This window comes from Enterococcus sp. (assembly GCF_032555305.1).
GTDB lineage: Bacteria > Bacillota > Bacilli > Lactobacillales > Enterococcaceae > Enterococcus_A.
On the sequence record NZ_JAWGOQ010000015.1, the window covers coordinates 80,411 to 104,893 of the forward strand.

Annotated in this window: 26 protein-coding genes; 22 read left to right on the forward strand and 4 right to left on the reverse strand. The window is 39.1% G+C overall.

What is annotated here, in order from left to right:
• Nucleotides 1-16: 16 nt before the first annotated feature.
• Nucleotides 17-409, forward strand: coding sequence for a hypothetical protein (locus E6139_RS12390; protein WP_316403376.1), 393 nt, complete (start codon nucleotides 17-19; stop codon nucleotides 407-409).
• A 134-nt stretch (nucleotides 410-543) separates the two neighbouring features.
• Here E6139_RS12390 and E6139_RS12395 read toward each other — a convergent pair whose 3' ends face one another.
• Both E6139_RS12395 and E6139_RS12400 read right to left on the reverse strand, forming a co-directional pair.
• Nucleotides 544-1,410 (reverse strand): VOC family protein, encoded by an 867-nt coding sequence (locus tag E6139_RS12395; RefSeq protein ID WP_316403377.1) that lies wholly within the window; start codon nucleotides 1,408-1,410, stop codon nucleotides 544-546.
• 17 nt (nucleotides 1,411-1,427) lie between these two features.
• The gene (locus tag E6139_RS12400) at nucleotides 1,428-1,838 is read right to left on the reverse strand and encodes a VOC family protein (RefSeq protein ID WP_316403378.1); all 411 of its coding nucleotides are present in this window, start codon (nucleotides 1,836-1,838) and stop codon (nucleotides 1,428-1,430) included.
• 325 nt (nucleotides 1,839-2,163) lie between these two features.
• On the opposite strand from E6139_RS12400, the gene E6139_RS12405 reads away from it, so the two are divergent.
• The 7 genes from E6139_RS12405 (at nucleotide 2,164) to E6139_RS12435 (ending at nucleotide 9,418) form a co-directional block, all read left to right on the forward strand.
• Entirely contained in the window at nucleotides 2,164-2,343 is a 180-nt protein-coding gene (locus tag E6139_RS12405) for a 2-hydroxymuconate tautomerase (protein ID WP_316403379.1), read from the forward strand.
• A 382-nt stretch (nucleotides 2,344-2,725) separates the two neighbouring features.
• Nucleotides 2,726-4,666, forward strand: a complete 1,941-nt coding sequence (gene thrS / locus E6139_RS12410) for a threonine--tRNA ligase (protein ID WP_316403380.1) — start codon at nucleotides 2,726-2,728, stop codon at nucleotides 4,664-4,666.
• 369 nt (nucleotides 4,667-5,035) lie between these two features.
• Nucleotides 5,036-7,162, forward strand: coding sequence for a penicillin-binding transpeptidase domain-containing protein (locus E6139_RS12415; RefSeq protein WP_316403381.1), 2,127 nt, complete (start codon nucleotides 5,036-5,038; stop codon nucleotides 7,160-7,162).
• Between the two features lie 105 nt (nucleotides 7,163-7,267).
• Entirely contained in the window at nucleotides 7,268-7,741 is a 474-nt protein-coding gene (locus tag E6139_RS12420) for a glutathione peroxidase (RefSeq protein ID WP_316403382.1), read from the forward strand.
• 123 nt (nucleotides 7,742-7,864) lie between these two features.
• Entirely contained in the window at nucleotides 7,865-8,014 is a 150-nt protein-coding gene (gene rpmG, locus E6139_RS12425) for a 50S ribosomal protein L33 (RefSeq protein ID WP_010740369.1), read from the forward strand.
• A gap of 262 nt (nucleotides 8,015-8,276) precedes the next feature.
• A complete protein-coding gene (locus E6139_RS12430; protein WP_316403383.1) occupies nucleotides 8,277-8,687 on the forward strand; it encodes a hypothetical protein in 411 nt (136 codons plus the stop codon).
• Nucleotides 8,684-9,418: a DUF6681 family protein gene (locus E6139_RS12435; RefSeq protein ID WP_316403384.1), complete on the forward strand. Its 735-nt coding sequence runs from the start codon at nucleotides 8,684-8,686 to the stop codon at nucleotides 9,416-9,418. Before E6139_RS12430 ends, E6139_RS12435 begins: the two co-directional genes overlap by 4 nt.
• Before the next feature lie 58 nt (nucleotides 9,419-9,476).
• Here the strand turns inward: E6139_RS12435 and E6139_RS12440 are convergent, their stop codons facing one another.
• Nucleotides 9,477-10,403 (reverse strand): ABC transporter substrate-binding protein, encoded by a 927-nt coding sequence (locus tag E6139_RS12440; protein ID WP_316403385.1) that lies wholly within the window; start codon nucleotides 10,401-10,403, stop codon nucleotides 9,477-9,479.
• 159 nt (nucleotides 10,404-10,562) lie between these two features.
• On the opposite strand from E6139_RS12440, the gene E6139_RS12445 reads away from it, so the two are divergent.
• The 11 genes from E6139_RS12445 to E6139_RS12495 all read left to right on the forward strand — a co-directional run bounded on the left by E6139_RS12445 (nucleotide 10,563) and on the right by E6139_RS12495 (nucleotide 20,559).
• A complete protein-coding gene (locus E6139_RS12445; RefSeq protein WP_316403386.1) occupies nucleotides 10,563-11,351 on the forward strand; it encodes an ABC transporter ATP-binding protein in 789 nt (262 codons plus the stop codon).
• 3 nt (nucleotides 11,352-11,354) lie between these two features.
• Nucleotides 11,355-12,338 (forward strand): iron ABC transporter permease, encoded by a 984-nt coding sequence (locus E6139_RS12450; protein ID WP_316403387.1) that lies wholly within the window; start codon nucleotides 11,355-11,357, stop codon nucleotides 12,336-12,338.
• Complete coding sequence (locus tag E6139_RS12455) at nucleotides 12,335-13,321, forward strand: iron ABC transporter permease (RefSeq protein WP_316403388.1); 987 nt, start codon at nucleotides 12,335-12,337, stop codon at nucleotides 13,319-13,321. The genes E6139_RS12450 and E6139_RS12455 overlap by 4 nt, the downstream gene beginning before the upstream one ends.
• 100 nt (nucleotides 13,322-13,421) lie before the next feature.
• Nucleotides 13,422-14,414, forward strand: a complete 993-nt coding sequence (locus E6139_RS12460; RefSeq protein ID WP_316403389.1) for a GDSL-type esterase/lipase family protein — start codon at nucleotides 13,422-13,424, stop codon at nucleotides 14,412-14,414.
• A 56-nt stretch (nucleotides 14,415-14,470) separates the two neighbouring features.
• Nucleotides 14,471-15,010 carry a 5-formyltetrahydrofolate cyclo-ligase gene (locus E6139_RS12465; protein WP_316403390.1) on the forward strand — a complete coding sequence of 180 codons (540 nt, stop codon included), beginning with the start codon at nucleotides 14,471-14,473 and terminating at the stop codon, nucleotides 15,008-15,010.
• 41 nt (nucleotides 15,011-15,051) lie between these two features.
• Entirely contained in the window at nucleotides 15,052-15,720 is a 669-nt protein-coding gene (locus tag E6139_RS12470) for a rhomboid family intramembrane serine protease (protein WP_316403391.1), read from the forward strand.
• Nucleotides 15,721-15,923: 203 nt separating this feature from the next.
• Nucleotides 15,924-16,130, forward strand: a complete 207-nt coding sequence (locus E6139_RS12475) for a YqgQ family protein (RefSeq protein WP_010746043.1) — start codon at nucleotides 15,924-15,926, stop codon at nucleotides 16,128-16,130.
• Between the two features lies 1 nt (nucleotide 16,131).
• Nucleotides 16,132-17,088, forward strand: coding sequence for an ROK family glucokinase (locus E6139_RS12480; RefSeq protein ID WP_316403392.1), 957 nt, complete (start codon nucleotides 16,132-16,134; stop codon nucleotides 17,086-17,088).
• A gap of 26 nt (nucleotides 17,089-17,114) precedes the next feature.
• Nucleotides 17,115-17,516 (forward strand): rhodanese-like domain-containing protein, encoded by a 402-nt coding sequence (locus E6139_RS12485; RefSeq protein ID WP_316403393.1) that lies wholly within the window; start codon nucleotides 17,115-17,117, stop codon nucleotides 17,514-17,516.
• A 247-nt stretch (nucleotides 17,517-17,763) separates the two neighbouring features.
• The gene (gene yidA, locus E6139_RS12490; protein ID WP_316403394.1) at nucleotides 17,764-18,573 is read left to right on the forward strand and encodes a sugar-phosphatase; all 810 of its coding nucleotides are present in this window, start codon (nucleotides 17,764-17,766) and stop codon (nucleotides 18,571-18,573) included.
• Nucleotides 18,574-18,789: 216 nt separating this feature from the next.
• A complete protein-coding gene (locus tag E6139_RS12495) occupies nucleotides 18,790-20,559 on the forward strand; it encodes an FAD/NAD(P)-binding protein (RefSeq protein ID WP_316403395.1) in 1,770 nt (589 codons plus the stop codon).
• A gap of 28 nt (nucleotides 20,560-20,587) precedes the next feature.
• Here E6139_RS12495 and E6139_RS12500 read toward each other — a convergent pair whose 3' ends face one another.
• The gene (locus tag E6139_RS12500; protein WP_316403396.1) at nucleotides 20,588-20,755 is read right to left on the reverse strand and encodes a DUF3042 family protein; all 168 of its coding nucleotides are present in this window, start codon (nucleotides 20,753-20,755) and stop codon (nucleotides 20,588-20,590) included.
• A gap of 151 nt (nucleotides 20,756-20,906) precedes the next feature.
• Between E6139_RS12500 and galE the strand changes: the two genes are divergently transcribed.
• Genes galE through E6139_RS12515 form a run of 3 tightly spaced genes read left to right on the forward strand, consistent with a single transcriptional unit; the run spans nucleotide 20,907 to nucleotide 24,385 of the window.
• Nucleotides 20,907-21,896: a UDP-glucose 4-epimerase GalE gene (galE, locus tag E6139_RS12505; protein WP_316403397.1), complete on the forward strand. Its 990-nt coding sequence runs from the start codon at nucleotides 20,907-20,909 to the stop codon at nucleotides 21,894-21,896.
• Between the two features lie 11 nt (nucleotides 21,897-21,907).
• Complete coding sequence (gene galT / locus E6139_RS12510) at nucleotides 21,908-23,389, forward strand: UDP-glucose--hexose-1-phosphate uridylyltransferase (protein ID WP_316403398.1); 1,482 nt, start codon at nucleotides 21,908-21,910, stop codon at nucleotides 23,387-23,389.
• A 12-nt stretch (nucleotides 23,390-23,401) separates the two neighbouring features.
• Entirely contained in the window at nucleotides 23,402-24,385 is a 984-nt protein-coding gene (locus E6139_RS12515) for a LacI family DNA-binding transcriptional regulator (RefSeq protein ID WP_316403399.1), read from the forward strand.
• Nucleotides 24,386-24,483 lie beyond the last annotated feature (98 nt).

Below are 24,483 nucleotides of genomic sequence, written 5' to 3' on the forward strand. Positions count from 1 at the left end.
ACTGTGGTGGAAGAGAATGGGACATGAAAAAAGAGAAAAAATAATGCGGCAAGAAATCAAAACAATGATTGATCTCTTGATTTACACGAACGAAGAATCCAAATCGATTTATCGACAGCAACTGTCTAGCAGTACCAATTCTACTCAACATAGTGAACTAAAAGAAATTATTGAGACTGGAGAACGTCAACTTCGTAAGATAAAGAAATCATTGTTTCAAACCTTCGAAGCTTTTATTTGGGAGATTAATGCATTTGAATATTTGCCGATAATGGAGAAAAATCATTGGATTGACGCATTGAGTACTTCTACATTACAAGAAGAGATGGAAGACATCTACGAAAAAGCATTTGAAGCCGAAAAACATGCACGGCTTGATCAGTTTGATGATTGGTCCATTTTAAGATAAAAACTCAAAGATATATTAGTAAAGCTGAACGCTCATAAACTTTCTGAATAGAAAGAAATATGAGCGTTTACTTTACTTTTTGTTAAGTATTTTTCAAAAAAACTTTACGTTGGCTTTCTTTGGTCAAAAGCGATTTATTTGATTCCGTCGTGAGCTTGCTTGATTTGAGCAAGATCAATTTTTTTCATTTTATACATTTCTTGGGTAGCTCGTTGGGCTTTTTCGGTGTCAGGATCATTTGTCCAATCCAACAGTTGTTGATTGGCCGTTTGCCAGTAAACCCCGTAACGATCTTCCATCCAGCCGCAAGGCCATTCTTTGCCCTCCTTCGTGATAGCTTCCCAAACCTGATCGATATCTGATTGGTCCTTTAAGTAAAAATAGAAGGAGTTTCCCATTGTGAATTCGAAATCGTGCTTTTCTGGACTATCCATGATGATTAGATCATGACCGCGAAGCTGAAAACCAGCAGCACGTAAACGGTCATCCTTTCCCTTTATCACAAAATTCTGTTTTCCACCGAAAGCAGCGATCCATTCATCGATTGCCGCTTGCGCCAGCCCGTAATTATCATTGGCAAACATAATACAAGGAATAATTGTTTGTAAACTATCCCCAAAACGAACTTGCCATGAAAACCCGAAGCGATCATTCGTCCAGCCAAACATGCCAAGTTCAGGATAATCAGTAAGGGGCATCAGCGTTTCTCCATCCTGATTCAATTGATCCCAAACTTGCTGAAGCTGATCTTTATTTTCACAGTTTACAACATAGGAAACTGCAGGAGTTGGTCTGAAGGCATCGCCGCCATTTAGCAAAAGAAATTCACATCCAGCTAATTCTAACGTGATTGTTAATAAATCACCGATTTCACCATGCTCATCAGTAATGAAATGAGTTTCATCGAGTATTTTACTATCCTCAAAAACTGTTGAATAAAAATCAGCAGCTTGGTCTAGCTGCCCATCAAACCAAAGACAACATCCAAATTGGTGTTCCATGTAGTACCATCCTCTCATTAGTAAAGATTGATATGCCACATAACTCCGTATTGATCTTTGACCATCCCGTATAATTCGGCCCAAAAAGTTTTTTCAAGCGGTAATAAAACCGCGCCTTTATTTGATAGTTGTTGAAAAACATCAGTCGCTTCGTCAGCCGATGCTGCATTAAAAACTAAAGCAACGTTATTTCCAACGATTATAGGAGGCGCCATACCTTCTGGACTGTCAGAGATCATGACATTGGTATCATTGATTTTTAAATTAGAGTTCAACACTAGATCTTTGATGCTATCGTCAACAGGATGTTCATCATCGTGGGGCATTTGTCCAAAAGTCATAACTTGTGCCGGTTCAGTTTGAAAAACTTTTTCGTAAAAGGCAATTGCTTTAGCTGCTTGGTCTTTAAAATGCAAATAGATATCCATAATATTTCCCCCATTCTTATGACACTACTTTACCATGAAGAAAGGGCTATCAATAACGATCTGCCTCGCAAAACAAGAAAATTTTTTAAGTATTTGCAGGATTTACTTATGCTTGGATTAAAAATACAAGATAGATGTATCTACGATGAATAAATTTAAGGTTGGCGAAGGGGGAACAATAACTACCGATCTTTTAAGGTTATCTATGAGGTGGTCTTTTCTTGTAATCAAATAAACGATTGTTTGGTGGTCTAAAAAATCTCATCGGTTAGTTAATTGTGGTAAAATAAGACGATTGAAATCAAAAAATAGAGGAGCGATTTATATGCCATTTGTCCACATTGAATTAATCGAAGGAAGAACAGAAGAACAACTAACCAAGATGGTAGAAGAAGTAACTGAAGCAGTTTCAAGAACTGCCGGAGCCCCAAAAGAGAACATTCATGTCATCATCAATGAAATGCAAAAAGGGAAATATGCACAGGGCGGCAAATGGAAAAAATAATAAATATTATGCTTGCATTTCAAATCAATAAGTGTTTATAATGACCTTGTAATTGATTGATGAAGAAAGACACCTGAACTTGAAGGCTGTTTATCAGAGAGGGAAAGCATGGCTGAAACTTTTCCAAACAAGCACAAGGGATGACCACTTTCAGATGACTCTTGTTAAATGCAGGAGCGGACAGCGCCGTTATCGCTTGTGAGGGACAGAAATCCTGTCCAAAGATTAGGTGGAACCACGTTTATTCGTCCTAGTACCGATTTCGGTACTAGGACTTTTTTTCGTGTATTGTTTATCGAACTAGCTTCTTTGGCAATAAGTTAAAGGAGTTCGAGAAACCTTTCTGATTATCAATCGAATAATTTCAAGGGGGAACTACAGGATGGTAAAAATTTCATTTCCAGATGGATCAGCAAAAGAGTTTGACAATGGTGTTACTGGCTTAGAGATTGCGAAAAGCATTTCTAGTTCATTAGCAAAAAAAGCATTAGCCGTCGTGGTAAACGGTGAGCTGGAGGATTTAAATCGTGCAATCGAAGAAGATGCGGAATTAAAAATCGTGACTGATAAAGACGAAGAAGCGTTGCCGCTCGTTCGTCATTCAAGTGCACATTTAATGGCGCAAGCGATCCGCCGCCTATTCCCAAATATGCATTTCGGTGTAGGCCCAGCGATTGATTCAGGGTTCTATTACGATACTGATAATGGAGACGGGGAACAAATCAGCGAAGAAGATTTTCCAGCAATCGAAAAAGAGATGAAAAAGATTATTAAAGAAAATCTGCCAATTGAGCGCAAAGTAATGAGTCGTCAAGAAGCGTTAGATTTCTTCAGCTATGATCCTTATAAAGTAGAATTGATTACTGATTTGCCAGAAGACGAAGTAATCACTGCTTATACACAAGGTGAGTTCACTGATTTATGTCGTGGACCACATGTCCCATCAACAGGAAAAATCAAAATCTTCAAGTTATTATCTGTAGCCGGCGCATACTGGCGCGGAAATTCTGACAACAAAATGATGCAACGTGTTTATGGTACTGCATTTTTCAATCAAGCAGATCTAGATCATTTCTTAAAAATGCGTGAGGAAGCCAAAGAACGTGACCATCGCAAACTTGGTAAAGAATTAGATTTATTTATGATCTCGCAAGAAGTTGGTTCAGGATTACCTTTCTGGTTGCCAAAAGGTGCGACAATTCGTCGTATTATTGAACGTTATATCGTTGATAAAGAAATCTCAATGGGCTATGAACATGTTTATACTCCTGTATTAGCAGATACTGGTTTGTACAAAACTTCTGGTCACTGGGATCATTATAAAGAAGATATGTTTCCAATCATGGACATGGGAGACGGCGAAGAATCATTAGTATTGCGTCCAATGAACTGTCCGCATCATATGATGATTTATAAAAATCATATTCATTCATACCGTGAATTGCCAATTCGGTTAGCTGAACTTGGAATGGATCACCGTTATGAAAAATCTGGTGCATTATCCGGATTACAACGTGTTCGTGAAATGACAATGAATGACGCACATATCTTTGTTCGTCCAGATCAAATCAAAGAAGAATTCCGTCGTACGTTAGACTTGATCCTAGAAGTTTATAAAGACTTTGGATTTGAAGATTATCGTTTCCGTTTAAGCTATCGCGATCCAGAAAATACTGAAAAGTATTTCGACGACGATGCAATGTGGGAAAATTCTCAACGTTTGTTGAAAGAAGTAATGGATGAATCAGGTTTTGATTATTTTGAAGCAGATGGGGAAGCAGCTTTCTATGGTCCTAAACTAGATGTTCAAGTTCAAACAGCATTAGGAACTGAAGAAACACTATCAACTATCCAATTTGACTTCCTATTACCAGAACGTTTTGATCTAACTTATGTCGGTGAAGATGGAAAAGAACATCGTCCAGTCGTTGTTCACCGCAGCGTAGTTTCAACAATGGAACGTTTCACTGCTTACTTGATTGAACAATACAAAGGGGCTTTCCCAACTTGGTTGGCACCAGAACAAGTTGCGATCTTACCAGTTTCACCAGAACATCATGGAGATTACGCTTATGAAGTGAAGGATCGTCTAGTTCGTGAAGGTGTTCGGGTCGAAGTCGATGATCGTAACGAGAAACTTGGTTATAAAATCCGCCAAGCACAGACACAAAAAATTCCTTACCTATTAGTAATTGGAGATAAGGAAATGAATGATGCTTCAGTTAATGTTCGCCGTTATGGTAGTGAAGAACAAGAAGTGCAAGATTTGAATATGTTTGTTGACGCGATCAAAGATGATATCGATAATATGAGTCGCAACTAGGAAATTTCCGGTGAGTTTTTCTCGCCGGTTTTTTTTATTTTTGGAGAAATCAAAAATTCATTTGTGGAAAACTTTTTAAAGAAATTGCGTAATACTGGCTTTCTAAATTTTTAAAGTTTTCCACAGAAAAATACTAAATGGATTGTTTCACGAAAAATGAGTTTTGTATCAGATGCAGATAGTCATTTTACGCTATATAGAACATCAACTTAAATTTTTATCATACGACTGTGAAACAATTTGGTGTTTGACTATAAAAGAAAGCAAAGTTCTTAAACTATATTAAAGGAACTGCGATTAATCCTTTTGAAAAATCATTTTTTCGGCTACAATAAGACAAGTAACTGTCAAAGTGGAAGGAACAGATGAATGAAAATAACGAATCCATTTAAGAAATTTTTTGATAAATTGAAACTTGCGGACGAAAAAGGCCGTAATCAAAATAAAAGCCATATCCCATTTAGATTGAATTTTTTATTTTTTGTCATTTTTGGCCTATTCGTCATTTTGGTCACGCGATTAGGGTATCTGCAAATCGTTGAAGGCGATAAAATGAAAGCGGAAATGAAAGCATCAACTACGATTACAGTGAAAGAAAATGCGCCTCGTGGTGAGATTTATGACGCTAAGGGAACAGCTTTAGTAAAAAATACTGCTAACCGCGCCATTACTTTCACTCGCGGAAGTGCAATGAAAGCTTATGAAATTCTTGACATTGCAAACGAACTTGATAAATTGATTGATGTGCCTGCAGACGAAAATCTGACTACTCGTGATAAAAAAGACTATTGGTTGGCCGATAAAGATCATTTGAAAGAAGCCGAAGACCGACTATCTTTCAAAGAGAAGAACCTTGATACCTCGGATGAGTACCAAAAAGTAGTCGACAAGGTCAAAGACAGCGAGATTCAGTTCAGCGAAGATCAGCTGAAAGTTGCAACGATCTTTAAACGAATGAACAGCGCTGCAGAGCTTAGTACTGTTTTTATAAAAAATGAAGGTGTGACCGATGAAGAATTAGCAGTGGTCGCAGAACGCGCCTCTGATCTACCGGGTGTATCCGTAGGGATGGACTGGGATCGCGAATATAATGATAACTTAGAGGGGTCATTGAAAAGTATCTTAGGCACAATCACCACTGAAAAAGAAGGATTGCCGGCTGAAGAAGCGGATGCTTTATTGAAAAAAGGTTATGCCCGTAATGATCGTGTAGGTAAGAGTTATTTAGAAAAGCAATATGAAGAAGAACTTCAAGGTAAAAAAGGCGAGTTCCAAGTGACTTTGAACAATCAAGGGACCATCGAAAAACAAAAGGAAATCAAAAAAAGTGAAAAAGGCTCAAACGTCGTTTTGACTATTGACAGCGACTTCCAGAAAAAAGTTGAAGACATCTTGAAGAAGCATTATCAAGGATTAGTCGATAGCGGAGTGGCGAAATACTCACCAGGTGCTTACGCAGTTGCAATGAACCCCAATACTGGTGAAGTATTAGCCATGACTGGCTTCACTCATAAGATGAATAGTAAAGAAATCGAAGAACACGCTTTAGGAACAATTGTTAGTGCCTTTGTTCCCGGATCTGTCGTTAAAGCGGGGACAGTGACTGCCGGCTACCAAACTGGGGTAATCACCGGAAATGATACTTTGATAGACCAACCAATTAAATTAGCTGGAACAGCACTAAAAGGATCTATCTATAACAAATCTTTAGGCAACCAGATACCGTTAAATACTGTAAAAGCGTTGGAATGGTCTTCCAATGCCTATATGATGCAAATCGTCTTACGCATGTTGGGAGTTCAATACCAACAAGAAATGACTTTGCCAGAAAGTGCTTCTTCTAAAGAAATGTATGATAAGTTACGTAAGGCTTTTGCGGAATATGGAATGGGTGTAGATACTCAAATTGATTTGCCAAATGAATTTTCTGGTTACATTAATAATCAATTCGGGACAAAAGATGCTCCAGGTGGCGGGAATTTACTTGACTTGTCATTTGGCCAGTATGATACGTACACTCCGATGCAGCTAGCGCAATATGCATCGACTGTTGCGAATGGTGGAACGAGAATATCACCTCATGTGGTTAAAGGAATCTATGGGAACAATGATAGCGGTGGATTGGGTGAGCTGCAAAAGGAAATCACAGGTAAAAAACTTGACCAAGTTAACATTACAGCTGAGCAAATGGGGATCATCAAACAAGGATTCTATCAAGCGGTACATGGAACGGATGGTTATACGACTGCAAAAGACTTAGCATCTGCCAAGCTTGATCCGGCTGCTAAAACAGGGACAGCCGAAACAGTGGTATCGGTCAATGGTCAAGCGGTGAACACGATTAATAGTAACATTGTAGCTTATGCACCTCACGATAATCCTCAAGTAGCTATCAGCGTGATGCTGCCGAACTTGGATGAAGAACACGACGATACGAACAAAGCCATCGCAAAAGACATAATAAATGCATTTGCGGACACATATGGCGTACAATAAAGTTAAGGAGCTCAGCTCCTTAACTTTTTCTGTTTGCTGAGCTGTAGGTACAGTGAAGAAAGCTTCATTGAAGGAATATATTTATATGAATGAGGAGTGAAAATTATGTCAGTATATAATTTTGAAGTAAAACAAACCGATGGAACTGAAAAGTCATTGGCAGATTATCAGGGAAAAGTTCTGTTAATCGTCAATACGGCAACGGGCTGTGGTTTCACGCCGCAATATGAAGGCCTACAAAATCTATACGATCAATACAAGGATCAGGGCTTTGAAATTCTTGACTTTCCTTGCAATCAATTTGGCAATCAAGCACCAGGAACAAATGTGGAAGTTGCTGAATTCTGTCAGTTGAAATATCACACGACATTTCAAACATTTGGAAAAATTGATGTCAATGGTGAAAATGAAGCCCCATTGTACAGCTATTTGAAAAGTGCGCAAGGTGGTTTACTTAACAAAGCAATCAAATGGAATTTCACTAAATTCCTGGTTGATCGTGAAGGAAACGTGATTAAACGCTATGCATCGCAAACGAAGCCAGAAGACATTGCCAAAGATATTGAAGCGCAGCTTTAAAAACGTCAAGTAGAACTACTTAACAAAATTATCAAAAAGACTGGTCAAAGAAATGGAAACATGATATGATATCAAAGTCTGAGAAATATCTTGGAAAACTGCTTTGACGAGGGAGGGAAAATCATGCGCGTAAATATCACTTTAGAATGTACTTCTTGTAAAGAACGTAACTACCTAACAAACAAAAACAAACGTAACAACCCTGATCGTTTGGAAAAAATGAAATATTGCCCACGCGAACGCAAAGTTACTTTGCATAAAGAAGTTAAATAATTATTAGTTCATTAGCTAGGATCCTTTTTTGGAACCTAGCTTTTTTCTATTTTTATTAGATCAGGATATGAAGGGATATTTCAATGTTTTTTAGATTAGAAGTCAGCAGTTCATTGATGATTGATTTTATTCAATAACCGTAATAGTTTGCAAAACATTTTCTGAAATCTACATAGAAACTTCATAGAATCCTAAACAAAAGCTAACTTTCGCAGGATAGAATTACTTATTAACCAGAATGATTTTAGAAAGGAAGGATCAGATGCTAAAGGTACCACCGATTTTAAAGCCAATTGCTCTTTTGACATTGTCGATCTTGATTGCGACAACTTCGGGAATTCTAAATAATTCTAGCTATCGTCAAGGGAAGGCAACGACAACAACGACAGAATCTACTACGCGTACCACCGATTCTTCTCGTGATTCAAATAGCATGATTAGTGAAACAAGTACGGTGGAAGAGCAAGCTCAAAATGAAGAGTCAAATGTTAATAATGGTGTCCAAGAAAGCTCGGTTTATAACAATTCAACAGAAAATACACAGCCTTTAACCGCTAGTGATTCTGCGACTGTGCAACAATCATCCACTGAAGAATCGCAAACGGTATCGACGCAACAACAGCAGCAACCAGCAAATGAACCAGCTGGATCAGAAGCAGGTGATAATCAATGACCTTACTATTAGATATCATTAATGGACTTAATAAATTTCTGGGCTTTTTAGACATCAGTCCCAAGTACTCTAATCGAGCATACACATTGCTGAGTATTATCCCGACCGTTTATATTCTTCGGATCGTTTATGGACTATGGCTTAACCAGAATTATCTGCAATTAGTATTATATGGGTTAGTATTTCTCGTTTTGGTCTATTTCTTTATTTTGAATTTCTTTTATTACTTTTTGGATAAGAATGTAAAAGGAGATATTACACAGCTGTTTGTTAAATATCTGCCAGATGATGCCTTCAATATTCAAAATGAAAAGCCTAATAAGAAGGAAAAGAAGGTTTTTGAACAAGCGAAAGAAATACCTGTTGAATTTAATCAGGACTATCAGCTGCTATTAGTTGAAAATATTCAGACGCTGATTGATAATAAAGAAATTACGACACGTGACCTAACAAAAGAAGAAGGTTTCTTGATCGATGAAAATACGCTGTATCCCTATTATTATGTCAAAGAAATCGATACAGGGCTTTATCAGTTGCAGATCGGAAAAAATTATCGTGACTTGGAAACGATCGGAACGATTCGACAAACGGAACCTTTGAAACCGATCGGCTTGTTTATTGTAGGTGGGGATTTTGTTAAGGATGGCATTCGTTATCATGAACCTTACCGATTGAAATTTCTAGCTAAGACAGAAGGGGCAGCAACACGGACCCGTCGCAGTAAAAAATAAATACCGTCTGATCAAAACTGTTCTTTTAACAGAGAATGTTTTGATCAGAACGGTATTTTTATTTTAAGTCATCCCGAATACTTTCAACCATTTTGGTATAGGCAATCGGACCATTATATAGCCAACTGGATTCACCATCAAACTCATAAAGATGATTATTTTTGACTGCTGGTATATTACTCCATAAAGGATCCTTGAACATTGCTGCGTTAGAATCGCTATTGACAAGGAAGATATAGTCCGCGTCAAGCTGTGACAGATTTTCTAATGAAACTTGCGAAAAGTCTGCAGTCGCTTTTTTACTGATATCTTTAGTTAATTGTGGAACTTCAAATCCGAGCTCTTTATATAGCAATTGGCCGCTAGAACGGTTTTCCGCTACCATGAAAGCTGAATTATTCGTGACCCATAAAACAACCGCAGATTTACCATCGATTTGCTCTTTCATGTCTTTTTTCGTTTGATTGACTAGTTGATCGTAGTCTTTTTCTACTTGTTTGGCTTTGTCTTCTTTGTTTAAGACATTACCGATATCCTCTAATTGATCACGCCAAGTCACACTATCCCCATTTTTTACGACGTAGGTTGGAGCAATTTTAGAGTATTCTTTGTATTTTCCGCCTTCAAGCGATCCGTTTGAACCGATCAATAACAAATCAGGCTCGAATTTCAAGACATCTTCATAGGGCATGTCATAGTTAATCGTTGGAATATCATTCAATTTATCCTGTAAATAATCTTGAATTTTCCCTTCACCAACAGTCCATTGAGCAACAGGTTTTTCATCTAGCGCGACTAAGTAATCTTCTAGATAGGAGGCAATAATTCGTTTAGGCTTATTTGGAATTTTAACCTGATGATCCTGTGCATCGGTCAAGGTTCGTACGTCATTGTTTGTATCTTTACTCTCACTGCTTTGCCCACAAGCAGCTAAGGTGAATAGCGCTAATAGAGTAGCGGTACCTAAAACAATTTTTTTATACATAAAAAAACTCCTTTGAAGTTAATTGAGAAATATTCTCAATTGCTATTATTACTGAAAGCAACAAGGGTGTCAACTGGGATTTTTGTTTAATTGACAGTTGACGAAGATAACGAAACAGTTCATAATTGAGAACGATTATCAGAGAAATGAGGAAGATCTATGACACAATTAAATACCACTGATCTTTCAATCGGATACGAAAAAAAAATTGTCGTAAACGATATCACAGTAGAAATTCCCAAGGGGCAAATCACCAGTCTGATAGGCCCGAATGGCAGTGGCAAATCAACCTTTCTAAAGGCTTTAGCACGAATTCTTGAACCTGCCAAGGGTGAAGTATTTATTGATGGTGAAAATATTCAGCGTTTGGATACGAAAGCAGTTGCGCAAAAGATTGCTTCTTTGTCACAAACGAGCAATCAAATCAGTGGATTGACTGTTGAAGAAATCGTAGCCTATGGACGCTTTCCATATCAAAAAGGATTTTCAGGTTTAAAAGAGCATGATCATCAATTGATTAATTGGGCATTAGCAGCAACAAATCTTCAACAGTTAAAAGATCAGACACTGGACACGCTATCTGGCGGTCAGCAGCAACGTGTTTGGATTGCCATGGCCTTGACCCAAGATACAGATGTGCTGATTTTAGATGAGCCTATCACTTTTTTGGACCCCGCTCATCAATTGGAAATTTTAGAATTACTGCAGAAAATTAATCACCAAGGGAAAACGATTTTGATGACGATTCATGATCTGAATCATGCTTCGCGATTCTCCGATTATTTGTTAGGGATGAAAAAAGGCGAGCTTCTTTTTCAAGGAACGCCAAAAGAAATGTTTACAGCAGACAAATTGTTGAATCTTTTTGATATTCAAGCAACATTTGCAACGATGCCTAATAGTGATAAACCGTTAGTTGTTTCTTATGATCTAGTAAAGGGGCATTAACGAATGATTAAACGAAAGTATTTTTTCCCAATCGTCATCATTCTGTTGATAGCAGCCATGATCTTATCTTTGCGTTATGGATCAGTCACCAGCAAGTGGTCAGATGTATCTCAAGCATTGACGAATTTTGATCCCAATAATCAAGGGGAACAGTTAGTTGGCTATCTACGGTTACCGCGCATGTTAGGAGCTGTGTTAGTCGGTGCGGCTTTTGCAATCTCTGGTGCTTTGATTCAAGGAATCACTTCCAATCCAATTGCTGATTCTGGATTGTTAGGGATCAATTCAGGTGCGGGATTAGGTTTAGCTATTGTTTTTGCAATAAGTTCTAATCCATCGCCGCTTGCAGGTATCACCGGTTCCTTCATCGGTGCTTCAGTATCAATTCTTTTAATTTATCTGGTTTCTAGAAGGGTTTCTTTTGGTATATCACCAGTGCGCATCGTTTTACTGGGAGCAGCGTTAAGTTCTTTCTTTGCGGCAGTTAGTCAAAGTATTAGTCTGTTGTTTGACTTGAATCAAGATATGACCTTTTGGTTTGTCGGTGGGACCGCAAATCTTACGTGGAATCAATTACAAACGATTTTTCCATTGGTTTTACTGGGAATTATCGGTGCTTGCTTGATCAGTCCGCAAGTTACCTTGTTAAGCTTGGGAGATGAAACCGCAGTCTCATTAGGAAAAAATCCCGGCCGAATCCGTCAGCTAAGCATGCTTTTCGTCTTATTGCTGGCTGGAAGCTCGGTGGCTTTGGTAGGAACAATCAGCTTTATTGGTCTGATTGTTCCACATGTGGTTCGCTTCTTTGTTGGACATGATTATCGTTATGTGATTCCGGCTTCCGGAATTTTTGGTGCTTTATTTTTTGTCGTAGCGGATATTGCTTCACGCTTGATTGCACCGCCTTTAGAAACACCAGCTGGAGTGATTATCACAATCATCGGTGTACCATTTTTACTTTTGCAGATTAGGAAGGGACGCTTATGAGGAAAAGAATCGGTTGGCTCTGTATATTTTTCCTATTGATACTAGGAATAGTACTGAGTCTGACAGTGGGAACGATCCCTTTAAGTTTTCGCGACCTACTACAGGTTTTTCAACGTACGGCAACGACAAGCCAGCAACTAATCGTCTTTGATTTCCGTTTTCCTCGAATGCTTGTCTCGATATTGGCAGGAATGGGGTTAGCGGTATCTGGATACTTGTTCCAAACAATCACTCATAATGATTTGGCTGACCCTGGGATTTTGGGGATTAATGCTGGTGCAGGATTGACAGTTCTGATTTATTTAGGCTTTTTTGCGACAGGTGAGAACAGCTGGTATTTACCGTTGATTGCCTGTGCAGGAAGTTTTTTTGCGACGGCACTTGTTTATTATTTTGGTCGTCAATCTCAACGAATTACTCCTAATCGATTGCTGTTAGCAGGAGTCGCTGTAAACGCGGGAATATCGGCCTTAACATTGATGGGCACAATCCGAGTCTCTAAGGACAATTATCAATTTGTTACAGCTTGGCTTGCTGGAACAATCTGGGGGACAACTTGGCAGCATGTATTGTTGTTAATACCATGGATCATTATATTATTGCCTTTGATTCTATTACGAGGACGTTCCTTGGAGGTATTGGAACTAGGCGATGAAATAGCTGTAGGATTAGGTGTAAAATTGAAACGTACGCAAGTATTCTTCTTAGTATGTGCGGTTTGCTTGGCGGCGGTAAGTGTCTCGATTGCTGGGAGCATCAGTTTCATCGGCTTGATTGCACCGCACATTGCACGTCAGTTCACAGGGCGAAAGAATAATCAAACGTTAATTATGACCGCATTGATTGGCGGCATATTATTGCTGTTCAGTGATATTCTAGCAAGAGTTATTTTGCCTGATGGTGAAATGGCGGCGGGTGTCATAGTGGCCTTGATTGGAGCGCCGTACTTTATTTTACAGCTGTTAAAAAAGAGTAATCAATAGCAAAGAGGACGATCCAGCTTTTTGCAAAAATAATAGGTGCTGTTTTTTTGTTTTAACTTCAGCATTTTAGTTTAATGATAGAAGGAAAAGGAGAAATTCAATGAGTTGGACGACGATATGGAGCCATGCGCAACGGGGGATCGCACAATATAGTAAATCAAATAGTTCAGTTCAAATAGTCATGAGACAAATTACTTCGGTCGATGAGATTCGTTTGGTTTTTGCAAATGAGTACGGGAAACAAACGCAGCATGTTCAAAACCTCTCTTTTCAGACGAACGAGTGCTGTCAATCAATCCCAGATTTTTGTATTTCTCCCGGTGCAATTTATCGAACGAAGGCTGTTTCGATTGATCCGCAGGCAAAGAAATGGCAGATTTCTTTCGAAACAAAGCCGACTGAAAGTGGTTTTGCTTATAGTGATGCAGATTTTTTAGCTAGGACTGGTGAACACGATTTTTGTTCAGGTCTAATAGCAATCGAGGCAGAGACTGCAGGTGAATGCATTATTGCGCTGGGTGACTCTTTAACAGAGGGCGCAACATGGACTGCACCTATACAAAGGAAAATTCGCAGAGAGAATATTTTTTTGGTTAATCAAGGCATCAATGGCAGTTGTTTATTGAAATCTAGCAGTGATCGCTCGTTAGAAAAGGCTAATAGTCTTTTCTATGGTTACGACAGCGTTACACGATTAAAATTTTGTTTGGCTTGTCATAGCAATGTCAGCAAAGTCATTTTATTCCTAGGTTCAAACGATTTGATCAATGGAGAGCTAACATTGGCTAACTTTCAAAAGATGATTAAAAACTTGATTGAACTTTGCAGGGATCACAATGTAGCATATCAACTGTGCACTCTGACTCCTTCTTTGGGGTATCCTGGGATGGACCAATCAAAAGAAATCTTACGTAGAGAAATCAATCGCTGGTTAGTCGCCAATTACAATGAAGTTTGGGATTTCTCTGCGATTGTTGAAGAACATGATCACTTAAGAACTATTTATGATAGCGGGGATCATCTGCATTTTAATGCAGCTGCTGGATTGGCGATCGCTCGTCAAATTTCTAGTGATTTCGTTAAAGGGGAGTAATCCCCTTTTTATTTTGTGCTGAGTTTGTTAGTATTTCTAGATAAGAAGGTGAATGGATGGAGAAAGATGAACTTCGACAACGCGTGATCACTCGTCTTCAAAAAAAAGCAGATAGCGAAGAGAGACAGATTCAAGCAGCGCGTATTTTAAACAAGTTATATCAAAGTCAGGTTTGGCGCGAGGCAGATAGCATTGGAGTGACAATGGCAACGAAATTTGAGTTTCCAACTTCTCCACTGATTCAGCGCGCTTTTGAGATGGGAAAAAGGATCGCTGTCCCTAAATCGCTACCTAAAGGAAAGATGATTTTTCATTGGGTTGATCCTGATACGGCATTTTATACGACAAGATTTGGTGTTGAAGAGCCAGATATTGAAGCTGTTGCTCAGCCAGATGAACTGGATCTGCTGATTGTCCCAGGATTAGTGTTTAATCGAGCAGGATACCGCATTGGTTTTGGCGGAGGATATTATGATCGTTACTTAGCAGATTATAGAGGTAACACATGCAGTTTGGTTTTTATTGAACAATTAATGGAAGATTGGCAGACAGAAGCATTTGATCAGCCGGTCCAGCAATTATTTCTTAGTAATTAGTAAAGTACTATTATCATCCATAGAATGAGAGAGGTAGATATATGAGAAAAGATAAACCATATGTGATGTACACATTTTTTGCCATCAATACGATCGTTTTCGTGATGCAGTATTTATTGCCTGGATTATCGATTGAAAATCAATTAGGAATGTTCGCTCCATCGGTTATTTGGCAGCATCAGTTCTGGCGCTTCATTACACCTATGTTCATTCATTTCGGCTTGATGCACTTTGCTTTGAATGGCGTTGTCCTTTATTACATGGGACAACAGTGTGAAGCGATTTTTGGTCATTGGCGCTTTGCCTTGATTTATTTGCTAAGCGGCATCATGGGGAACTTTGCCAGCTTTGCTTTTAATCAGCCCACGACTTTATCAGGTGGGGCCAGCACCGCGATCTTTGGTTTGTTCGGAGCCTTCTTAGTAGTTGGCTTGCATTATCGTGATAACGGTGCGATACAAGCGCTGACTCGCCAATTTGCTTTGTTTATCATGATGAATCTCGTCTTCGGCTTGTTTGATTCAACAATCGATATTTGGGGGCACTTAGGCGGAATAATTGGAGGCGCATTGTCAGGCTGGGCGCTAGCTGTTCCTTATGCACAGGACCGATTTACTACACGCGCGCGAGTCACTTCAGTTTTATTCTTTATTTTCGCCATAGTTGTTTTTGTTTTCTTCGGTTTGAGAAAATTTAACATGTTTCTATGATTGCGGACAAAGGTGTCCGCTTTTTTTGATAGAAGGTATTTTAACCTTATTAGAACAATAATCTTGATTCATTTGCGAGTGAGCAGCGAATACTATAAAATGTAGAGTGGACCAAATAATCTATTTTAAAAAATAAACTAGGAAATTAAAAATAGGCTATAAAAAAAGTTTTTTTTTCTGTATAATACTAGGGAAGTGGTTTGATGGAAAGTTTGTATGATGTGCAGCAGCTATTAAAACAATTTGGTATCTATGTTTACGTTGGAAAACGGATTTATGATATCGAATTGATGCAGATCGAATTGAAGAATTTATATGAGAGTCGCGTAATCGATCGCGACACTTATTTGCAAGGTTGGGGCATTTTAAAACGAGAACATCACATTGAAGAAAGTCGAGAAGGTGACTAGAGTGGATAAAAAATTATTAGGTATTGATTTAGGCGGAACGACAGTTAAATTTGCGATTTTGACTGAAGCCGGTGAAATTCAACAAAAATGGAGCATCGAAACAAATATTTTAGATGATGGGTCACACATCGTGCCAGACATTATCGATTCAATCAATCATCATTTGTCCTTATATGATATGAAGCCTGAGCAGTTTATCGGTATCGGTATGGGAACTCCTGGGAGTGTCGATATTGAAGCAGGGACTGTTATTGGTGCGTATAACCTTAACTGGACGACTCTACAACAAGTCAAAAGTGAGATTGAAAAAGGGACGAAAATCAAGTTCAGCATCGATAACGATGCCAATGTGGCAGCTTTAGGCGAACGTTGGAAAGGCGCTGGCGATAATGAACCAGATGTTGTCTTTATGACCTTAGGCACAGGCGTCGGCGGCGGGATCGTAATGAACGGCCAGCTGCTTCACGGGATCGCAGGATGTGCAGGTGAAGTCGGTCACGTAACCGTTGATCCAAACGGCTTCGAGTGTACCTGTGGTAAACGCGGATGTTTAGAAACTGTGGCGAGTGCCACAGGTGTCGTTCGCGTCGCTCGACAACTAGCTGAAGAGTACGCTGGCGGTTCAGAATTGAAAGCTCGTTTAGATAATGGTGAAGACATCACTAGTAAAGATGTTTTTGAACTAGCTGAAAAAGCAAATGACGACCTTGCCTTAATGGTAGTTGATAAAGTAACGTTCTATTTAGGCTTAGCTTGTGGGAATATCGGAAACACATTAAATCCTTCAACGATCGTAATTGGTGGCGGCGTTTCAGCAGCTGGAGAGTTTTTACGCAGCCGGATCGAAAAATATTTCAAGGAATTTACTTTCCCGCAAGTTCGCGAAAGTACAAAAATCAAACTAGCAGAGTTAGGAAATGAAGCTGGTGTCATCGGCGCGGCTTCATTGGCTAAATAGACTAAAGGTAAGAGAGGAATCAAGTAATGTCAATTTGGTGGAAAATTAATATTGTACTAATCTCGGTGATCGTCTTATACGGTCTTTATGAGCTATTTGTGCGGATCATGATGAGACGCTCAGCTAAAATTATTCCGCAAGAAGAATTTCAAGCAGGAATGCGCAAAGCACAAATCATCGATGTTCGTGAACGTGATGAGTTCAATGCAAAACATATTTTGGGAGCCCGTAGCTTTCCTTATAGTATGCTTAAAGAGACTTACAGCTCTTTAAGAAAAGACCAGCCTGTTTATATCTATGACCATAATAAAGCGGTCAGTGCTCGTGCAGCCAATCTGCTTCGTAAAAAAGGCTACAAAGATTTGTTCATTCTTAAAGGCGGCATGCAGGAATGGACTGGAAAAGTCAAACAGAAAAAAATCGATTAATCAGTGACGGCTGGATGCTTATCTAGCCGTTTTTTATAATTATCATTTTAGTAATAGTAATCCGGCTAGATTGATCGTTCAGTAGAAGATCAAAAGATTAAGATCAATCTGCAGTTTTCAATAAATTGACTCAAAGTTGAATTACACTTATGATGGACTTTGGAGACTTTACAGAAAATATCACTGAAAAATGAAACACTTTCATTTTTTTGAGAAGGCAAATTTTTATTAGAGACAGGAGAAACTTATGAGTATAAAACTTGTTGCCATCGATTTGGATGGAACACTATTGAATGACCACCATGAAATCAACCAACCAGTAGTTGACGCTATTAAGGCCGCTCGCAAAGCAGGAGTCTATGTCGTGCTTTCAACGGGACGTCCTTTATCGGGAACAAGAGCCCAATTAGATGTTCTAGAGTTGAATCAAGCAGACGACTACATTATTACCTACAATGGTGCTTTGGTTTTAAATACGAAAACGTGGGATATTGTTTCTGAGCATAGCTTAACGCGGGAAGACTATTTAGAGATTGACCACTTAGCTCGATTATTAGATGTTCATCTTCATCTCGCGGATAAAAAAGAAATGTATACGTCAAATCGGGATATTAGTCCTTATACAATTTTGGAATCTTATTTAGTAAACATGCCTTTGCATTATCGGACACCTGAAGAGATCTCAGCTGAAAATATTCTTCCAATCAAGATGATGATGATTGATGATCCGGAAATTTTAAGTGCAGCCTTCAAAAAAATTCCAACAGAATATTTTGAGAAATACACGATTGTTCGGAGTACGCCGTATTTTCTTGAAGTCTTAAATCCTAATGCAAGTAAAGGATTAGCATTGAAGGAATTAAGCGAACATTTAGGCATCAAGCAATCTGAAGTTATGGCGATCGGCGATGCCGAGAATGATTTGTCAATGATCGAATTCGCTGGCACTGGAATTGCAATGGGAAATGCCAGTGAAACAATCAAAGCAGCTGCTGATTACACGGTAGCAACAAATTTAGAAGATGGCGTCAAAGAAGCTTTTGAACGCTTTGTATAATAATAATTTCTATGAATTTCTGGTGAAATAGTCACCAGAAATTTTTTTGTCTCAGACATATCTGAGAACCAAGCTCTACTGGATATTTATGATCTAACTTTAAAGAATTCATGAAAAGAGAAAAATGATGGACTGAATTTGAGTTAGTTATTGCTTATTCGTTCATTTTTCACTACTCTTAAAGAGGCGAAACTAAATAAAAAATGGAGAAAAACTATGAAAAAAATTGCAATTATTGGGGCGGGTCCGTATGGATTGATCGCATTAGATCGGTTAATTAAGCGAGCACCTAAGAGTGAAAAAATTGACTTGCTGCTTTTTGATCCAGATGGGCCAGGCGGGAATATTTGGCGTAAAGATCAGAGTGATCAAGTAATCATGAACACGGTCATGCAGCATGTGACCTTGTTTTCCGAGGATGAAGGTCCAAATTTAGCAGAATGGAATCGGACAGAAGCACCTAGTTACTTAAAAACTTTTGAACGTGGAGAAGAATTCTTTTCTGAAACACATCTAGAGAAAAATGATTATTGTCAGCGGCGCTATTATGGTGTCTATCAATGTTGGTTTTTTGACGAACTACAAAAAAATCTACCGGAGAATGTCAGAGTTCATCTGATTAAAGAAAAAGTCATAGATATGACTTTATCAAAAGGTACTGTAACTATTCAAACCGATAAGGATTATCAAGTAACAGATGTCATTTTGGCGATAGGACATTCTGCAAATTATTTGACTAGCGAGGAAGCAAAAAATCAAAAGTTTGCTGAAGAAAATGAGCTTTTCTATCAAGGTCCAGGAAATCCATCAGATACTCCGCTTGATTCTTTAGTGGACGGGGAAAATGTGGTTCTGCGTGGTTTAGGATTAAGCTTTTTTGATTATATTGCGCTATTCGTTGCTAAATGGGGCGGAAGTTTTATTGAAGAGAATGATTGTTTGCGTTATGAACCATCAGGAAATGAACAGCATTTGATTGTAGGATCTGGCAGAGGCTTGCCATATCATGCACGTCCAAATAATCAGAAAAATCCTGGTGAAGACGCTAATCCGCAGATTTTGACAGAAGCATTTATGGAGCAGTTTCAGGGTAGTGCGGCAGAATTGTTTGATTTACTGAAAAAAGAAGCAGAGTTGGCCTATTATCAACAAAAATTAGCAAATACAGAAATTAACTTAAACGAATTTTTGAAAGATTATCGCACTGGGGATAGAAAAGTTGTTTTACAAAATTATCAGATTCCTGTTGAGGATCGTTTGGAATGGTCGGTACTATTTGATCCAGCGAAGGAGACTGATCCTCGAGAATTTCCAGCATTTATCCAAACGTATTTAAAAAAAGACATTGCTGAGGCAGAGCTGGGTAATTGTACTGGAGCAGTTGCGACGGCCATCGATACCTATAAAGAAATACAAGACCCTTTTAACTACATGTTGGATCATGAAAAATTCTCTCCGAAAGAATATTATGATGATTTTTTTGGATCGTTTAATCGAAGCTACAGTTTTCTGACGATCGGTGCCCCAGTAATTCGACAGAAGCAATTGCTTGCCTTAGTCGAGGCTGGAATTATCGAGTTCTTAGCACCAGAAATGGTTGTAGAAAGAAAAGCTGGTGAATTTTTTGTCTATAGTAAAAAGGATGCTGAGCGTTCATTTAAAACTAAAAACTTGATTGAGGCGCGTTTGCCTGCAACTACATTGAGGCGAACGAAGAATCCTTTATTGATTCAGATGCGGGAAAAGGGCTATATAGCACCGCATAGTTTAACTTTTGACGGTGAAAAACACGAGACCGGGGCCTTACAAGTTATGCGTAAAACCCACCAAGTAGTTGATCAAGCTGGGAATGCTCAGCCGCATATATTTTGTTATGGGATTCCTCTTGAGGGATTGGATTGGTTGAACGCAGCCTCTCCTCGTCCAAAGAGTGATGATCGAGTTTTTTATTTAGCGAATCAAATTGTCTCTGTCATTTATCAATAAAAAAAGAAAGCCGCGGGGCTTTCTTTTTTTATCGTGCGATTCGTTTTCTACGAGCTTTTTTACGATTTTCATCGATTTTTGATTCTTTTTCTTCGATCGGGTCGATCACTTTCTTTTTAACACCCACCACTACGCCCGCAACAACTGCTGCCGCAGCTAAAGTACCAGTAACGAATCCTGAAGCAAATTTACGCATCGTTTCATCACCCTTTCTTTCTATACCTTCATTATGAAGCAAAACCTCAAAAATGAAAAGTTTAACGAATGGAAAAACCACTTGATTTTATTTAGTAAACAAATTATAATTTATTTACTAAACAAAAATAGAAATGACAGGAGTAGATCAAATGGCAATTTTAGTTTTAGGCGGCGCAGGGTACATTGGTTCTCATACGGTCGACAAATTGGTTTCGCAAAAATATGATGTCGTGGTGGTAGATAATTTACTAACCGGACATCGCGAAGCTGTGCATCCTGATGCACGCTTTTATGAGGGAGATTGTCGGGATAAAGAATTTATGATCGAGGTCTTTACGAAAGAATCGATCGAAGGTGTCGTACATTTTGCGGCTAGTTCATTAGTAGGCGAGTCTGTTGAGAAACCTTTGAAATACTTCAATAATAATGTTGTTGGTATGGAAAGCTTACTAGAGGTGATGGAAGAATTTAACGTTAAAAACATCGTCTTCTCTTCAACCGCTGCGACTTATGGCGAACCAGGTGTTTCACCGATTACTGAAGAAGTGCCAACAAATCCAACAAATCCTTATGGTGAGAGCAAGTTAATGATGGAGAAAATGATGAAATGGTGTGACAATGCTTATGGTATGCGTTATGTTGCCTTACGTTACTTCAATGTTGCTGGCGCAAAAGCTGATGCAAGCATTGGTGAAGATCACGATCCAGAAACGCATTTAGTACCAATCATTTTACAAGTAGCCCTAGGTCAAAGAGATCACTTGACGATTTTCGGTGATGATTACGATACGCCAGATGGTACTTGCATTCGTGATTATGTTCAAGTAGAAGACTTGGCCGAAGCTCATATCCTTGCTTTAGAGTACTTAAAAGCCGGAAATCCAAGCAATTTCTTTAATCTTGGGTCAAACAATGGCTATTCAGTTAAAGAAATGCTGGATGCAGCTCGTGAAGTGACGGGTAAAGAGATTGCTGCGGAAATTGGTCCACGCCGTGCTGGAGACCCAAGTCGTTTAGTAGCCTCAAGCGAGAAAGTCAAAGAAACATTGGGCTGGAATCCGGAATATACCGACATCAAAGCGATCATTGAAACAGCGTGGAATTGGCATGTCAGTCATCCACATGGGTATGAAGACTAGGAGGAAATTACGTGTCAATCAGTCAAACAATCAGAGATTTTATTTCGTTAGCCATTCAATCAGGCGGTTGGATGGAAATGGATCGTTTGTATTTAGAAAATCGGGTCATCGCTATGATCGGTGAAGATTCACTAGCAAAGGCAGAGGTTCAAGGAGTTTCTGCAAGTGCTGTCGAATTAGTGGATCAATTATTGATCCAAGCAGAAAAAAATAAAGTGATCAACGGTCTGCAGGCTGAAAAGGATATGCTAGAGGCGCAGCTGATGGATTTGATGACACCACCACCGTCTGTTGTGAATGCCTATTTCGCTCAGTATTATTCAAAAGATCCTGTTCAAGCAACAGATTATTTCTTTAAGTTAAGTAAAGATAACGATTATATCAAGACTCGAGAGATCGCACGCAACATTATTTTCCCAGCTAAAACAGCGTATGGGGAACTGGAGATCACGATTAATCTGTCTAAACCGGAAAAGGATCCTAAGCAAATCGCGGCAGAACGACAAGTGAAGAAGGTCGATTATCCCGAATGTATGTTGTGTATGGAAAATGAAGGTTATAAAGGTCGGATGAATTATCCAGCACGTACCAATCATCGCATTATTCGAATGAACCTTGATGGGGAGAGCTGGGGTTTCCAGTATTCACCGTATGCGTATTATAATGAGCATTGCATTATTTTATCAGAAGAACATCGCCCAATGAAAATCTCAAAGGCAACGTTCCAACGTTTATTAAAAATTACTGAGGTCTTGCCGCATTATTTCGTCGGGTCGAATGCTGATTTACCAATTGTTGGCGGTTCGATTCTTTCTCATGACCATTATCAAGGCGGACGGCATACATTCCCGATGGCTGTAGCTGAAATGGAACGAACGTTTGAACTGAAAGATTTCCCAAATATCAAAGCAGGAATCGTCAAATGGCCGATGTCAGTTATTCGCTTGCAAGGAAAAAATCAAAAGGACTTGATCGAAGCAAGTCAGATGATTTTTGAAAAATGGCAAGTTTATTCGGATGAAGCTTTGCAGATCGTGGCTCAGACGGCAGATGGAACCCCTCATCATACGATTACACCAATTGCTCGTCGCAAAGATGATTTATTTGAAATGGATCTGGTTTTACGTGACAACAATGTATCAGCTGAATTTCCCGATGGCATTTTTCATCCCCACCCTGATGTACAGCACATCAAGAAAGAAAACATCGGCTTGATTGAGGTGATGGGATTGGCTGTCTTGCCGCCGCGCTTAGAACCAGAACTAAAAGAGGTGGAAAAGTATTTGTTGGCTGAAGAAAATGCGATTGCTCACTATCATGTAGAATGGGCCGATCGATTGAAAGCTGAAAATCAAATAAAATCTGAGAACGTGACCGAAATTGTAAAAAAAGCTGTAGGAGCCGTTTTCGCCCGGGTTCTAGAAGATGCGGGTGTCTTTAAGCGCGATGTTGAAGGTCAAGAAGGCTTTACACGCTTTATCCAAACTTTGTAGAAGGGGGCAGCGATGGCAACTATTCGAGATATTGCAAAGCTAGCGGGTGTTTCACCGGCAACGGTATCCCGTGTGTTGAATTATGATCAAGAATTATCCGTCGCTCAAGAAACGAAACAGCGCATCTTTGAAGTGGCGGAAGAATTGAATTATACCAAACATAAACGCGCCAACAAGATTGGCAAATCAGTGATTCGCTTAGTGCAATGGTATGATGAAGCTGAAGAGTTAGCTGATCTGTATTATTTGTCGATTCGTTTAGGGATAGAGAAAAAAGCGGAAGAGTTGAATATCCAGATTCGCAGAGAAGCATTGAACGAATTATCGGATATTCAGGTCAGCGGCACGATTGCTTTAGGAAAATTTGATGCGGAACAAATCCGTCAATTAAAGCAAATCGATGAAAATTTATTATTCGTTGATTTTGATGGAATGAACATGGGTGTGAATTCACTAGTAGTTGATTTTGATCAAAGTTTAGATCTTGTGATCGATTATTTTATCCAACAAGGGCATCAAAAAATCGGTATCCTTTCAGGCGAAGAAAAAACCAAACACAATTTACAGCCTATCGAAGATCCGCGTTTAAAAGCTTTCAAGACAAAGCTGAATCAGCTCAATCTTTACCGACCGGAATTTACTTTGTCTGCGGCCTTTTCAATGGAAGCGGGGAAAACGGCAATGGCGAAGTTCATTGCAAATAACCAAAAGCTGCCGAATGCGTTATTTGCTTCCAGTGATGCGTTAGCTGTTGGTGCCTTGCAGGCGATCCAGGAAGCGGGTCTGCGCATTCCAGAAGATATTTCAGTAATCGGCTTCAACGATGTCAGTGTAGCGAAATACGTTTCGCCAGCTTTGTCGACGGTGAAAGTTGAAACTGAATGGATGGGAGAACTGGCTGTCTCGACGATTCTAGAGCTGGCTAAAGAATTTTCTCCAGTCCCACGAAAAATCATGCTGGGAACGAAGCTGATCCAACGAGATTCAACAAAATAATTTAATGTCTACTGAATCATTGAATTTTATTGTAACCTCAGTGTTTCAGAGGGATTTCTAGTATAATAAGTGCAAGGGTCTTTTCGTGAAATTGACGA

Excerpts from the sequence above, each read along its gene's own strand:
- E6139_RS12420 (WP_316403382.1), top strand. The coding sequence starts at position 7,268 with ATGTCAGTATATAATTTTGAAGTAAAACAAACCGATGGAACTGAAAAG.
- E6139_RS12440 (WP_316403385.1), bottom strand. The coding sequence starts at position 10,403 with ATGTATAAAAAAATTGTTTTAGGTACCGCTACTCTATTAGCGCTATTC.
- E6139_RS12395 (WP_316403377.1), bottom strand. The coding sequence starts at position 1,410 with ATGGAACACCAATTTGGATGTTGTCTTTGGTTTGATGGGCAGCTAGAC.
- galE (WP_316403397.1), top strand. The coding sequence starts at position 20,907 with ATGGCAATTTTAGTTTTAGGCGGCGCAGGGTACATTGGTTCTCATACG.
- thrS (WP_316403380.1), top strand. The coding sequence starts at position 2,726 with ATGGTAAAAATTTCATTTCCAGATGGATCAGCAAAAGAGTTTGACAAT.
- E6139_RS12470 (WP_316403391.1), top strand. The coding sequence starts at position 15,052 with ATGAGAAAAGATAAACCATATGTGATGTACACATTTTTTGCCATCAAT.
- E6139_RS12430 (WP_316403383.1), top strand. The coding sequence starts at position 8,277 with ATGCTAAAGGTACCACCGATTTTAAAGCCAATTGCTCTTTTGACATTG.
- E6139_RS12405 (WP_316403379.1), top strand. The coding sequence starts at position 2,164 with ATGCCATTTGTCCACATTGAATTAATCGAAGGAAGAACAGAAGAACAA.
- E6139_RS12475 (WP_010746043.1), top strand. The coding sequence starts at position 15,924 with ATGGAAAGTTTGTATGATGTGCAGCAGCTATTAAAACAATTTGGTATC.
- E6139_RS12415 (WP_316403381.1), top strand. The coding sequence starts at position 5,036 with ATGAAAATAACGAATCCATTTAAGAAATTTTTTGATAAATTGAAACTT.
- E6139_RS12400 (WP_316403378.1), bottom strand. The coding sequence starts at position 1,838 with ATGGATATCTATTTGCATTTTAAAGACCAAGCAGCTAAAGCAATTGCC.
- E6139_RS12450 (WP_316403387.1), top strand. The coding sequence starts at position 11,355 with ATGATTAAACGAAAGTATTTTTTCCCAATCGTCATCATTCTGTTGATA.
- E6139_RS12465 (WP_316403390.1), top strand. The coding sequence starts at position 14,471 with ATGGAGAAAGATGAACTTCGACAACGCGTGATCACTCGTCTTCAAAAA.
- yidA (WP_316403394.1), top strand. The coding sequence starts at position 17,764 with ATGAGTATAAAACTTGTTGCCATCGATTTGGATGGAACACTATTGAAT.
- E6139_RS12500 (WP_316403396.1), bottom strand. The coding sequence starts at position 20,755 with ATGCGTAAATTTGCTTCAGGATTCGTTACTGGTACTTTAGCTGCGGCA.
- E6139_RS12390 (WP_316403376.1), top strand. The coding sequence starts at position 17 with ATGGGACATGAAAAAAGAGAAAAAATAATGCGGCAAGAAATCAAAACA.
- E6139_RS12435 (WP_316403384.1), top strand. The coding sequence starts at position 8,684 with ATGACCTTACTATTAGATATCATTAATGGACTTAATAAATTTCTGGGC.
- E6139_RS12455 (WP_316403388.1), top strand. The coding sequence starts at position 12,335 with ATGAGGAAAAGAATCGGTTGGCTCTGTATATTTTTCCTATTGATACTA.
- E6139_RS12495 (WP_316403395.1), top strand. The coding sequence starts at position 18,790 with ATGAAAAAAATTGCAATTATTGGGGCGGGTCCGTATGGATTGATCGCA.
- E6139_RS12515 (WP_316403399.1), top strand. The coding sequence starts at position 23,402 with ATGGCAACTATTCGAGATATTGCAAAGCTAGCGGGTGTTTCACCGGCA.
- rpmG (WP_010740369.1), top strand. The coding sequence starts at position 7,865 with ATGCGCGTAAATATCACTTTAGAATGTACTTCTTGTAAAGAACGTAAC.
- E6139_RS12460 (WP_316403389.1), top strand. The coding sequence starts at position 13,422 with ATGAGTTGGACGACGATATGGAGCCATGCGCAACGGGGGATCGCACAA.
- E6139_RS12445 (WP_316403386.1), top strand. The coding sequence starts at position 10,563 with ATGACACAATTAAATACCACTGATCTTTCAATCGGATACGAAAAAAAA.
- E6139_RS12485 (WP_316403393.1), top strand. The coding sequence starts at position 17,115 with ATGTCAATTTGGTGGAAAATTAATATTGTACTAATCTCGGTGATCGTC.